This window comes from Roseovarius pelagicus, from assembly GCF_025639885.1.
Taxonomy (GTDB): Bacteria; Pseudomonadota; Alphaproteobacteria; order Rhodobacterales; family Rhodobacteraceae; genus Roseovarius; species Roseovarius pelagicus.
Window position 1 is genome coordinate 132,785 of sequence record NZ_CP106737.1, and the last position, 12,570, is coordinate 145,354.

Genomic DNA, 12,570 nt, shown 5'->3' on the forward strand with positions numbered 1-12,570 from the left:
TTCCGCCACTTGATTTTGGTTAAAGGAACCCTCGATACCAAAGATCAGCTATGGGTTCTGACGGCCTTCTGAATACCGAAAAACATCCGATTACCCCCACCACTGAAAACAGCCCAAATGCCTCAGTAGGCATTGGTTTTTGACAAGGTGGCGGGGTTCAAAGTCAGACCTTTCAGGATGTCTCGCAAGCGGGTCGCCGTGTGTCCGTCGCCATAGAGATTGACATATGGACCACGCCCCAGAGTCAGAGCCTGTTGCAGGGCATCGGAAACACTTTGTGCTGTGATATCGGGGCAATCGACGACATTCGCGTTGCGTTGGCGGCCATTCTGGCGGGATCCGATGTTGAGGCAGGGCAGATTAAAGCTGGCCGTTTCAATGATCCCCGAGGAACTGTTGCCGATCAAAAGGTCCAGGTTGGCCATACATTCCAGATAGGTATCACGCTCCAGGTGATCCCTGACGGTAAACCGGCCATCGTCGGGCAACTGGTCGAGCACCATATCAATTGCCGCGCCGCCGGCATCGGAGTTCGGTCGCAGGATGATGCCGCCACAATCCTGTTCAGTCAGCGCCGCGATGACGGTCGCGACTTGCGCGGCCGCCTGATCTGCCTCCTGGACCACCGGGTGGAACACCATCATCATCCGGTGCGCCGCAGGTGCCAGCCCAAAGCGGTCATCGAACCAGCCGGGTACATGGTGACGATCCTGCGTCAGCCCGACCAGCCCGGGCGCGCCGACGGTCCAGATATGGTCTGGATGCTCGCCCATACGCACAAGGCGGTCCTGGGATTCATCCGTGGCTGGAAAGTGGAAATGGCAGAGCTTTGAGATCGCGTGGCGGAAACTCTCGTCAAGCGTTCCGGACACTTCGCCACCATGCAGATGGCCGACGAAAATGCCCAGATGCACAGCAGCAAGGGCTGCGGCCAGCATTTCGCCACGGTCCCCGAGCACCAGTGCTATGTCGGGGCGGTTTTGCTGCCAGAAGGACACCAGCCCGCTGAGCTCCGTTGACAGCGCCTGTGCCATCTCGGCACCGCTCACGCCGCTCAGCGAGACAGGGATTTCGTGAACAACCGGCAGACCGCTGGCCTCAATATCAGACAGAGTCTGTCCGTAGCGCGCCACAAGGTGCTGGCCGGTCGCAATGATCCCGACTTCAAACCCCTCTGTCTGGTGGAGAAGTTGCAGAGTCTTTTCCATCAGCCCAAAATCGGCGCGGCTTCCGGTGACATAATGTATTTTCATGCGGGTCTCTTCTTGATGCCGGCGCTTACGAGGGCCTCGGCCAGTTCGAACTCATCCAGCTCGTCGATATCGATGCTGTCGGTGAAACGCATGACATATCCCCGCGTCGCCGTGTCGTGAAATTGGGCGTGTTGTCGGAACAGCCCGCAGTTCTGCAGGTAAATCGCTCCGTTCGGGCGGTAGGGGGGCTATCGTCATGCAACACGGCCTGCGCGGACAGGGCTGGATGCAGCATGCCGTCGCTATCCATGTTCAGAGCCCAGCCAAGCGGCTTTCCCGCAACGATGCCCATCACAGAAGAGCATCCGTGACCCCGCAGTGCCAACGCTTCGCGCATATGCTCTGCGGTGCGGAAGGGCGATGTTGGCTGCATCAGCATGAAAGAGGCCGCATCGGGCAGCTTCAGCAGGTCAATGGCATGGCGCACCACATCTGCAGAGCAGGCGGTGTCGCTGGCAAGAACTGCCGGGCGATCGATGACGCGCGCGCCCGCATCCTGCGCGCAGGCCGAGATCCCGGAATCGTCGGTTGTGACGACAATCTCGTCAAAGATCGAGGCTTCAATGGCGGCCCGGATCGTCCAAGCGATCAGCGGAAGCCCCCCCAGAGGCCGTATATTCTTGCCCGGTAACCGTTTGGAGCCCCCGCGCGCTGGAATTACAGCAACTAAATCCATTTCACTTCGTGCCTAATAATCCGTTTCTATTCTCGTATAACTGATGCATAGAGCGGGTTCCTAGAGGCAATATCAGCCTTGGATGAAAACGCTTGGGCCAGACACATGGCCACTCTGTAGTTGGGGATCGATTTTGGCCCGTTCTGTTCTGGTGACATCTGCGCTAATTGGCCTTGTCTTGCTGCTCAGCCGTCTCACAGGATTCCTGCGTGAACTACTGCTCGCATCCCAGCTGGGTGTCGGGAAGACATCTGATGCGGCTGTTTTGATGCTGACCTTCCCGGATTTCATGGTTGGATTCCTGTTGGCCGGGGGACTCAGCGCTGCCATCGTACCGGCCCTGAAGAAAAGCGTCGGCACCGCGCGCATCAGGTTGTTTCGGCGCATCGCGATGTTGACGGTGTTGCTGTTTTCCTTGCTGGCCGTCGGCATGGCGCTCACGGCGGACACGATCATCGCCCTCATGGCGCCGGCATTGATCAGCAATCCCATTCCCGGATTTGCAGACGCGTTCCGGGTAAGCCTGCTGGCGCTGCCGGTGGTCGCCTATGTCGGTGCGCAAACCAGCTATCTGAACACGGTCGGGCGCTTTGTGCTGCCTAATATCAGTGTTCTGATCTTCAATCTGATTATCTGTTTTTATCTGGCGTTTTTTGTGTCCGCCACGGGTGGGCTGATGGGGCTTGCGCTCATTCTGGTTATCGCCACGTTGACGCGCTTGGGGTCGCAGATGATCTTTGCTCCCGAGACATTGAGGCGCCTGCCTCAGGAGGTCTCCAGTCCGGGCAACCTTGTGACATTCGATCTGCTGAAGAAATTCATCTTTGGAGTCATCAGCTATGGCGTGATCGTCGGAGCTCCGATCATATTTCGCTCAATCTATGCCACGGGCGGCGAAGGATATCTTGCAGTTTTCAGCTTTGCGAAGAAGTTGTTCGACCTTCCTACCGCACTGATGGTGGCACCGCTGGTTACCATTCTACTGCCCAAGCTGGCGGCCATGGTGAATGCAGATGATGGTGATGTAAAAGACCATGTGCAGCAAGCCCTTACCGCGGGGCTGGCCTTTGTCGGCATCATTGCAATCAGCGGGCTGATCTTCATGCCGATGATCGCCGATCTGATTTACTTGCATGGGGCGATGACCCCGGCAGGTACAGCACATATCACCCTTCTGGCACAGCTATTCTTCCTTGCATTGCCATTCTACGCGATGATGCATCTTGGGGCGATTGCCCTCAGTGCTCAGGGCCGTGTCGGCACGGTGCTGACAAATACGCTGATTGCTTTAGGTCTCAGCTTCGCAGTGACTTTCTTCCTGCAGCTTACGTTCAACACACTTAGCGCACCAGTCGGGTTCGTGGCGTTTCACATCTTTGCGGGGATCCTGAATATCGGAGTGATCCTGGGCAAGCGCTGTCTGATCTGGGGAACTTGGCACGGGATATTCTGGGGGGTCATAAAGACGGGTATCGCAGCGACGCCCTTTGTCCTTTACAGGATCTGGTTTCCGGAACTGTCGTCCTTCTGGCTGGATATTGGTCTGCTCATTTTGTGTGGTCTGTGCCTGAGTGCTGTCAATCTAAGTGCTTTCCGTGTCCTGCATCATATGCGTATAGATACGACCTGACCCGCGCAGCAAAACCACGTACAGAGGGATTCATGAAGATCTCAAAACACAGCTTTGTCGGCTTTCTGATTGTGCTGCCTCTGATTCTGGCGGTTATTTCGGGCCTGAAGACCTATGATATCTGGCCTCAAATCACCTATATGTGGCAATCACGACTACCTTTGCTGACCGGGTTTCAGGAATTCGGGGCTCATGGCCTGAGATACGCCTTGATGTATCCGATCATGTGGTCATCCGAATACACAGGAATATCGGCTGACAAGGTGTTTTCCTATGTGATCTTGGTGATCGTCTATTTCACCGGCCGCAACTGCATCGAAGCGATCCGACTTTGTCGGCCGGGTTTCCGTCAGAACGTCATGTCCAGTCTGATCGTCTTTGGCGGGTTGGTCGGTCTCTTTTTTCTGATGAACGGACGCATATCCGTTGCCTTTCTGGGATATTCGCTTTTGTTGCGTGCCCTGCTTGAATCGCGCCGGAGCGCGCGCATTAGCCTGAAGTCCGGGATGATGATGTTATGCGGTGTAATCTTGTGCGGGGTCAGCAGTGGGGTGCTGGTGTCAGCCGTCGGTGTTTTTCTGATGACCCTGGGGATCAATATTGCGCCGGTTGTCGCCCGGATGCAGCTAACCCGAACGAACATCATTCTTCTGCTGGTCACCACCCTGCTGATCTATACCATAGGCAATTCAGTGGTGATCGGAATGATCAAGAACCTTACCTTCTATGGTGGCATTGCAGAAATGCTGCATCACGGGTACGGACGCATCCTCCTGAATGTTATCCAAGGTGTCCCTAGCTGGCTTTTTGTAACGGTTCTGATAGCCATTATCCTGCTTGGCATACGCCTGCTGAAACTGGTCCGCTATCCACATCTTACGGCTATTTTTCTGTTTGCTTGCGCCTGTGGCGCGTTCGGCTTTTCTACCTTGTCCATTGCCGCCGTCCCCGGCCTGGTTCTTGTTACGCTTTATGTTTCCAAGACAGGAGTGTCCCCGTCGCGGACCATTGCGCCTTCTGCATTGCATCGCACATAAAGCGGACTATCCGGCACCATCATAATCAGAGCCTTCCATGCCCTTACGTGAAACCACCAATCCACTGCCTTCCGACATCGCGACCTATCGCCCTGCCGATACGTTGATGCGGATAACAGATCTGATCCTGGCTTTGGGTTTATTTGCTGTCACAGCCATTCCGATGCTTGTGATCGCTATTTTGATCCGCGTTGAGGATCGCGGCCCGATCCTGTTTCGCCAGCCCCGTGTTGGACGAAACCGTGCACGGTTCAGCATCGCAAAGTTTCGCACGATGACCCATGATACGTCCCGGTTCATCGGCGGTACTGGTGGTGAAAACATCAGCGCCGAGGATCGCGCACAGTTCCAGACGACCGTTCCGGGGGATACCCGGATCACCCGTATAGGCCGCGTTCTACGGCCCTTGCATCTGGATGAACTGCCGCAGGTGCTGAATGTGCTGAAGGGAGACATGTCGTTGGTCGGTGTACGACCCGATGTGCCGGTCATGCAGGCCGATTATACGCAGGAGGAATGGATTTTGCGCCATATGCTCCGCCCCGGTATCACCGGGCTGGCCCAAATCGACCCCAGTGTCGATAGCATGGCCGCGCGGACCGCGCAGGATCTAGAATGGGTGCAGAACCGTAGCTATGGGATGTATCTGCGCATCCTGCTGGGCACGGTCAAGAAGGTGGTAAAGCGCAACAGCCTTTGACTGTATACGCAGGCCTTATTGCAGGGTCCCAACGCAGACTAGCGGATGTGATCCATCGACAGCATGTCGTCTACCGCCACATCACAGGTCAGGGGTGATCCAAGAAACAGATCGATCCGGTTCGGCGCGATACCCGTGCCGGGTCGCTTCGCGGTCAGGTCGGCTTCATCCAGAACATGGCCTGCCTTTAGATTCCGCCGAAAAACCAGGCTTTTGCGCGCCACTGCCTGCACGTTCGCCTCGGCGGCATTCGGGCGCTTGACGCCATCACCCAGCCCGGTTTCGATCGCACGCAGGATTTGCACGAGATGGGCGAAATCAGCAGGCTCGCTTGAGGCTGAGTGATCGGGGCCTTCCATGGTGCGATCCAGTGTAAAGTGCTTTTCCAGAACGGCCATGCCGAGGGCACGCGCCGCAACCGCGGCATAGGGGCCGACAGTGTGATCCGAAAACCCGACAGGGCGGCCGAAAACTCGCGACATGGCGGGCATGCAGCGCAGGTTCTGATCCTCAATGCGCGCGGGATAATTGCTGACGCATTGCAAGACCACAACATCGTCGCAGCCCTCAGTTGTTAGCAGATCGAGCGCCGCGGCGATCTCGGTCAGACTCCCCATGCCGGTGGACAGCAGGATCGGCAAGCCGGACCTGGCCGCCTGCCGCAAGAGACCGGTATTATTCAGCTCGCCCGATGGCCATTTGAGGCAGATCGGGTCAAGCCCGATCACCGTTTCAAGGCTGTGCGGATCGAAGGCAGTCGACATGAAATCAATCCCAGCATCGGCACAATGACGGCGCAGGGCGTGAAAATCATCCCCGGTCAATTCGAGTGCACGCAGCATGTCGCTCTGACTGCCGCCGCCGGTTTTGTCCTGCTGGTAGGAAGCCTTGGGTGCGGAGGACAGAACAAGATCGTCGGTGCGGTAGGTCTGGAACTTGACCGCGTCGACACCGGCCGCGGCGGCGGCATCGATCATCTTGTGGGCCAGATCGATATCACCGTTATGGTTCACTCCGACTTCGGCAATCACGTAACAGGGACGGTCTGCCGCAACAGTACGATTTCCCAGCTGGATGGAAGGTTCAGATGTCATCGGGTCCTCGTGCTTTGCAAATACTGACTACCGCTTGGACAGCAAGTGGACCACATCATTGATCCGGTCCGCAGCCAGTCGGCGGTTTTGTTCCAGCGCATCTGGGCTCATCGCCTGAAACTCGCGGTAGATGCCGCGCAGAGTAGCGACCTCGGCGGCAAAGTCCATTTCCTCGCGCAATGCAGCGAGACTTTCGGCACCGCGATGGAACGTGCGCGATAATATCGCGGCAGTAGACCCGAGCCGAACATGCTCACCCAACAGGACCGCAGGATTCACGATCCCTTCATGCGCGCGTGCCAGGCCACCGATGCCAAAGGCGATACCGGCCGCGCGCAGGGCGGCGCAACCATCTTCCAGCGTGCCATCGGCGATTATCTGGAACATGAATTTCAACCCCATGTCCAGATGCAGATCGTTGAGGCCGATATGCAGCCTGTTCAGCGGAATGCGCGTGGCGATCTCAGGTAGTGCGTCCAGTGCTGCCTTGGTTTCGACCAGCGGCAGCGCCTCGGCGCGCCCGTTCAGCATGTCCATGAAGCGCGCCAGATCATCGGCACCGCGGAACATCGGTAGCATGACACTGTCTGCGCCTCGCGCGACCACATCGTCGATTTCGCGGGCCGAGCCATCATGCAGCGGATTGACCCGCACCAGTATATGCCCGCCGGGAACAGCCTCCCGAAGCTTGGTGACATCATCCGGGCCCTGGCGGCTTTTCCAGGTATCCAATCCCTTTTGACGCTCGTCCTTGCCCATATATTCCAGATCAACAAAAATCCGGTCCACGCCATTGGCGCTAGCGAATTGTGCGATAGCCGGATCGTCGGCGATCATATAGAAAAGCATGCTGTGTCCTTTGGGCAATCAGGCAGCAGTCTTGGCGATCCAAGCGTCGTCGTTGTCCACGAAAAGCCGGAACCAGATTTCCAGCGAAATCAGCGCGCGCAGTTGCCGGGTATAGTTAGCAGTGCCAGCGATGTGGTCGCTGATCATCTGCTCGACCATGGCGGTGTTCACGATTTTGCGGCCCTCAAGACGCCCGTCCAACAGCACGTCGCGGCAATAGCCTGCCAGCGCCTGACGGAACCATTCTCCGACCGGCACGGTGAACATCTGTTTCTTGCGCCAGGTCAGTGCCGCACCCAGCAGCGGCTCGACCGCCTTCTTGTAAATCCACTTTGTCTGGCCGTCACTCAGCTTGAGGTGGCCGGGCATACGGAACGCGAATTCAGCCATCCGATAATCGAGGAAGGGTGAGCGTACCTCCAAAGAGTTGGCCATCGCCATGCGGTCGGGCTTGACCAGATTGTTGCCGGGCAACAGCGTGTTGGTTTCGGCAAAGAGTACCCGGTTGATTGGGTCTTGATGCGGCGCGCGGCGGATTTCGTCCGACAGCGCCTGATAAGGGTTCGTGTCGTGAAAGGCAGCGTGCAGATCGCCCGTCAGCAGGCGATCCGGCTCATCGTTTTGAAGCAGACCAGACGTCCGGACGAACGCGTCCTCCCAACCCGGTTGCAGGTGATCGGTTTTACCGTCGGGGAACAGTGCCAGATATTTCTCGTACCCGGCAAACAACTCGTCACCGCCATCGCCGGTCAACACCATCTTGACGTCGCGCGCTGCCAATCCGGCCACCTGATCGGTCGGAATAAAGGACACATCGCCATGCGGTTGGTCGCAATGCCAAATGAATCGCGGCCAGAAGGCGGTGGTATCGTGATCCATCACGTGCATCTCGTGCTGTGTTCCGAATCGCCGCGCGGCCATCTTGGCATAACTGGTCTCATCGAAACGTGGATCGTCAAACCCGATCGAAAAAGTGTGCACAGGCTCGGTCTGGTAAAGGCTCATGAAACCGACCACCGAAGAACTGTCCAACCCTCCGGACAGGAACGCGCCAAAGGGCGCATCCGCACGCATACGGATGCGTGTGGCGTCATCCAGCAGACTCAGCAATCCGGCCTTGCCTTCCGCCTCTGTCATCTCAGGCTCGGGCACGACATCCAGCAGATCCCAATAACGCGAAATCTCAATCCCGTCCGCACAGCTGATCCGGGCCATATGGCCCGGCGGCAGATGCCGAATACCTTCAAAGACGGTACTGGGCTGGGGAATGTAGTTCAGCGCCAGATACTGCGCGATTGCCGTCATGTCGGTCTTGTAGCTTTGTCCGTTCGCCAGGATCGCCTTGATCTCCGATCCGAACCAAAGCCACCCGTCCTCGGGTGTGCCAGCGATATAGAGTGGCTTTACCCCCAGACGATCCCGATAGATCAGCAGGGTCCGCTGGCCAATATCGTAGACCGCGATGGCGAACATACCGTTCAGGCGGGTCACAAAATCGGGGCCCCAATGCAGGTAGGCATGCAGCAACACCTCAGTGTCGCCAGTGCTATTAAACACAGCGCCAAGCGCTTGTAGTTCTGCGCGCAGTTCAATGAAATTGAATATCTCGCCGTTCTGAACCACGACGACCTGCCCATCCTCCGAATAGAGCGGCTGATCGCTGGCTTCGCTTAGATCAAGGATCGACAGGCGGCGATTGCCGACCACGGCCAGATCGTCGCTAAAATACCCCTGCGCATCCGGCCCACGATGTACAATGCTGTGCGACATCGCAGCGATTATGTCATCGGCAAGCGGCGTACGCTGAAAACTGAATGATCCAAAAATTCCACACATTAGCGTCAGCCTTCCTGCGCGATAAGACGCACAGCGTCGATGATACGGTCCTGGGCTGCGGTGCTCATAGCGCTACCCGATGGTAGGCAAAGCGAGCGCAGAAACAGCCCCGGCGCAACCGCGTCGCTGCCTGTATGAGGAACAAAGCGCATGCCTTGGCACAGGGGTTGCATATGCATCGGCTTCCACGCGGGGCGGGTTTCGATTCCCTGTGCGCGCAGGGAACGCATGAATTGATAAGGGTGCAGATCGATCAGATCTGGATTGAGATCGATCACCGTCAGCCAGCGGCTGCCAATCGAATTCTCTGGGTCACTCTGAAATCCAATGCCGGGGATGTCCGCCAGTCCATCGCGATAGCGTCGGAAAACCCCCTGCCGGGCAGCGACCCGGTCTGGCAGCAGGTCAAGCTGCCCGCGCCCTATCCCCGCCAGAACGTTGGACATCCGGTAGTTATAGGCAATCTGTGAATGTTGGTAATGATCCGCCTGGTCGCGTCCCTGCGTAGCAAGAATGCGCGCCCGGTCGATCAGATCGTTTCGGTCAGATACCAAGGCACCACCGCCCGATGTGGTAATGATCTTGTTGCCATTGAAGGAAAACGCACTGAGCAGGCCGTGCGATCCACTGGGGCGGTTTTGGTAGGTAGCACCCAGACTTTCTGCCGCATCCTCGATAACGGGCACACCGTAACGGTTGGCCAGTTGCAGGATGGCTGCCATATCCGCCGATTGGCCATAAAGATGCACGACAACAATGGCCTTGGGCAGGTTGCCTGCCTGCGCATCGAGAACCAGTTGACGCTCCAGCGCCAGCGGCGACATATTCCAGCTGACCGGCTCGGCATCGATCAGCACCGGAACCGCATGTTCGTAGAGGATCGGTTGCAACGAGGCCACGAAGGTCAGGTCAGATACATAGACACGGTCACCCGGCACTGTGTCGAGAACCCGCAATGCCAGATGCAGCGCTGCCGTACCCGACGACAAGGCCAGCGCTGACTTACGGCCACTGACCTCGGCCAGTCTGTGCTCGAAGGCCTCTAGGTTGGGGCCCGCAGGAGCGACCCAATTGTCGGCGAAAGCTTCGTGGATGTAATCCATCTCGGCCATGCCGATATGTGGCGGTGACAGCAGGATCATGCCTTCCAGAGAGGTCCGGTCAACAAGCCCCACAGGGTGTTCCTTGGCGTCGCACAGGACGACCACCTGAATCGCATGGGCATGCATCGTTTCGAGAATCGCTTGTCTGCTGGCATCTTCAGGCAGCATGACGGGACGTTTTGCGCCGAAATAGGACATCGGCGTTTGTAGATCCGCCCCTTCCAGAAGGGCGCGCCGGATATCGCCATCGCTCACGGTCCGCACGGCATGACCGTCGGCGTCCAGAATAATGCATAACTTGATCTGGCAGCTGTCCAGCGTCTCCATCGCGGAGCGAATTGTCGTCCGGGATGAAATGGTATGGTTCTCGAAAATCACGCTATTATTTCTCAAATTATCTATGGATATCTATAGATTGCGTTTTCATAGTCTAGGCTGCCCTGCATGTCTATGGGTGTAGATCGGTATGGCCCACCGCTCCCCCAGACCGCCCCGAAAGGCGAGTCACCAGAGTCGAATTTGTGCCCTTGTGCGCCGATTTTGTCCATCGCTATTCGTTTGACGCTTTATCAGTGCCAGATCAATGTCAGAATTTCCTGTGCCGGGAACATTTCTTGGCGACAGGCATAGGCCCCCACACCTTCTGGCACGGACGATTAGGGTCAGAAACGGCAGCGCCTGTTAGGCTCCGCGCAGCGCTACGTCCTTTCTGTTTGGTCAACTGATTGATAATTATACCGTATTCTATCATCAACTTACTTCGCGCGCAGCAATGGGAAAGCAGACTTGATTCCGACTATACATCTGATTAATAGGGTCCCCGGTGGCCAAAGCGGTTGGCCGAATTCAATCATATAGGTATCAGAGAGGTTTTCCTTCCATATCAGTGCGTTATCCGGCAGCATTTTGCGGGCTGGATGTATCGCATTTATGTTCGGTTTCTCTATTTCAAAGATTCGATCTCCCTGAAAAGTTGCCGCGTGATAGATATATAATCTCCTTTAGAGAACGGCCCTATTGATGCCGGGAATAATTGACCCACGGAAAGGACTATTGCGAATGGCCCGCAAACCTAACGCGCTCGATATTAACCTGAATATGTCCCTGTTTGAGCCGGGAGCATCGAATCTGCCGCGCAAATATGGCCTGCCCGAGCGGGTGCAGTTCTGCAACAAATGCGGGGTGTCCAATCAACGCCCGAACTCGGCTGTCGAGTTTCAGCACACCGAGAAATCTGAAAAGAAGACCATCAATTTCGACGATAGCGGCGTTTGTGATGCCTGCCGTACGGCCGAGCGCAAAACCGCCGAAATCGACTGGGATGAACGCGAGGCGAAGCTGGTCGCACTCTGTGATCGTTTCCGGAGCCGCAATGGGTCTTACGACTGCCTGGTGCCGGGGTCCGGCGGCAAGGACAGCTTTTACCAGTCGTGGATGCTGAAATACAAATACGGCATGAACCCGCTGACCGTGACCTGGGCTCCTAACATCTATACAGACTGGGGGCGGCATAATTTTGATGCCTGGATTCATTCAGGCATGGACAACTACCTGATGACGGCCTCCGGACGCTCCAAGCGTCTGCTCACGCGACTCGCGGTTGAGAACATATTTCACGCGTTCCAGCCGTTCATCATTGGTCAGAAATGCTTTGCGCCAAAGATGGCCCTGATGTTCCAGATTCCGCTGGTCTTCTACGGTGAGAACGAGGCCGAGTATGGCAATCCGATCGACGACAATGCCGAAGCACAGCGGTCCTACGACTACTTCGCCTCCTCAGGCGAGGAGAATATGTTCCTGGGCGGCGAAAGCGTCGCCAGCTTAAAGGCCGATTTTGGGATGAGCCAGGCCGACCTTACCCCCTATCTGCCCTCGGATGTTGAGCCGCTGCGCAAGTTGGGCGCTGAGGTACATTATCTGGGATACTACCTAAAATGGCACCCGCAAGCGGCCTATTACTTTGCAGTTGAGAACGGTGGCTTCAAAGCATCGCCGGAACGGACGGCTGGCACCTATTCCAAATACAATTCAATCGACGATAAGATCGACGATTTCCATTACTATACAACTTACATCAAATTCGGAATCGGCCGCGCCACCTATGACGCCAGCCAAGAAGTCCGCTCTGGCGATATCGCCCGCGAAGAAGCCGTGGCCCTGATCCGCCGATATGATGGCGAATTCCCCGAACGCTGGGCCGAGGAAATATTCGAATACCTGAGCATCGACGAGAAAAGCTTCCCCGAAGCGCATAAGATGTTCGAACATCCCATCATGGACCGTGCCTATTTCGAAGCCCTTACCAATAAGTTCCGGTCCCCTCACCTGTGGCAGCATGACGGCACCGACTGGTCGCTGCGTCACCGCATCGAACAGATCTGAGGCGCGGAAT

The 12,570-nt window shown here is 56.7% G+C and carries 10 protein-coding genes; 4 read left to right on the top strand and 6 right to left on the bottom strand.

The features are described 5' to 3' along the window. Window positions 1–122: 122 nt before the first annotated feature. Complete coding sequence (gene neuC, locus N7U68_RS00640; protein WP_165198418.1) at window positions 123–1,253, bottom strand: UDP-N-acetylglucosamine 2-epimerase; 1,131 nt, start codon at window positions 1,251–1,253, stop codon at window positions 123–125. Between the two features lie 25 nt (window positions 1,254–1,278). Then, window positions 1,279–1,929 carry an acylneuraminate cytidylyltransferase family protein gene (locus N7U68_RS00645; RefSeq protein WP_263046631.1) on the bottom strand — a complete coding sequence of 217 codons (651 nt, stop codon included), beginning with the start codon at window positions 1,927–1,929 and terminating at the stop codon, window positions 1,279–1,281. A gap of 133 nt (window positions 1,930–2,062) precedes the next feature. Between N7U68_RS00645 and N7U68_RS00650 the strand changes: the two genes are divergently transcribed. From N7U68_RS00650 to N7U68_RS00660, 3 genes are read left to right on the top strand one after another with little or no spacing between them, the layout of a single operon-like run. Further along, complete coding sequence (locus N7U68_RS00650; RefSeq protein WP_165198420.1) at window positions 2,063–3,559, top strand: lipid II flippase MurJ; 1,497 nt, start codon at window positions 2,063–2,065, stop codon at window positions 3,557–3,559. A gap of 32 nt (window positions 3,560–3,591) precedes the next feature. Next, on the top strand, window positions 3,592–4,596 hold the full coding sequence (locus tag N7U68_RS00655) for a hypothetical protein (protein WP_165198421.1): 1,005 nt from the start codon (window positions 3,592–3,594) through the stop codon (window positions 4,594–4,596). A gap of 37 nt (window positions 4,597–4,633) precedes the next feature. Further along, entirely contained in the window at window positions 4,634–5,296 is a 663-nt protein-coding gene (locus tag N7U68_RS00660; RefSeq protein ID WP_165198422.1) for a sugar transferase, read from the top strand. A gap of 38 nt (window positions 5,297–5,334) precedes the next feature. Here the strand turns inward: N7U68_RS00660 and N7U68_RS00665 are convergent, their stop codons facing one another. The 4 genes from N7U68_RS00665 to N7U68_RS00680 are packed head-to-tail and all read right to left on the bottom strand — an operon-like array spanning window position 5,335 to window position 10,556. Next, window positions 5,335–6,390, bottom strand: a complete 1,056-nt coding sequence (locus N7U68_RS00665; protein ID WP_165198423.1) for an N-acetylneuraminate synthase family protein — start codon at window positions 6,388–6,390, stop codon at window positions 5,335–5,337. Between the two features lie 27 nt (window positions 6,391–6,417). Further along, window positions 6,418–7,239: an aldolase/citrate lyase family protein gene (locus N7U68_RS00670; protein ID WP_165198424.1), complete on the bottom strand. Its 822-nt coding sequence runs from the start codon at window positions 7,237–7,239 to the stop codon at window positions 6,418–6,420. Between the two features lie 18 nt (window positions 7,240–7,257). Beyond that, on the bottom strand, window positions 7,258–9,075 hold the full coding sequence (asnB, locus tag N7U68_RS00675; protein ID WP_165198425.1) for an asparagine synthase (glutamine-hydrolyzing): 1,818 nt from the start codon (window positions 9,073–9,075) through the stop codon (window positions 7,258–7,260). Window positions 9,076–9,080: 5 nt separating this feature from the next. Next, entirely contained in the window at window positions 9,081–10,556 is a 1,476-nt protein-coding gene (locus N7U68_RS00680) for a DegT/DnrJ/EryC1/StrS family aminotransferase (RefSeq protein ID WP_277425211.1), read from the bottom strand. 681 nt (window positions 10,557–11,237) lie between these two features. Here N7U68_RS00680 and N7U68_RS00685 point away from each other — a divergent pair. After that, entirely contained in the window at window positions 11,238–12,560 is a 1,323-nt protein-coding gene (locus N7U68_RS00685) for an N-acetyl sugar amidotransferase (protein WP_165198426.1), read from the top strand. Window positions 12,561–12,570: the final 10 nt, after the last annotated feature.

Coding starts and splice junctions, on each gene's coding strand:
- neuC (WP_165198418.1), bottom strand. CDS start 1,253: ATGAAAATACATTATGTCACCGGAAGCCGCGCCGATTTTGGGCTGATG.
- N7U68_RS00645 (WP_263046631.1), bottom strand. CDS start 1,929: ATGGATTTAGTTGCTGTAATTCCAGCGCGCGGGGGCTCCAAACGGTTA.
- N7U68_RS00655 (WP_165198421.1), top strand. CDS start 3,592: ATGAAGATCTCAAAACACAGCTTTGTCGGCTTTCTGATTGTGCTGCCT.
- N7U68_RS00660 (WP_165198422.1), top strand. CDS start 4,634: ATGCCCTTACGTGAAACCACCAATCCACTGCCTTCCGACATCGCGACC.
- N7U68_RS00665 (WP_165198423.1), bottom strand. CDS start 6,390: ATGACATCTGAACCTTCCATCCAGCTGGGAAATCGTACTGTTGCGGCA.
- N7U68_RS00670 (WP_165198424.1), bottom strand. CDS start 7,239: ATGCTTTTCTATATGATCGCCGACGATCCGGCTATCGCACAATTCGCT.
- asnB (WP_165198425.1), bottom strand. CDS start 9,075: ATGTGTGGAATTTTTGGATCATTCAGTTTTCAGCGTACGCCGCTTGCC.
- N7U68_RS00685 (WP_165198426.1), top strand. CDS start 11,238: ATGGCCCGCAAACCTAACGCGCTCGATATTAACCTGAATATGTCCCTG.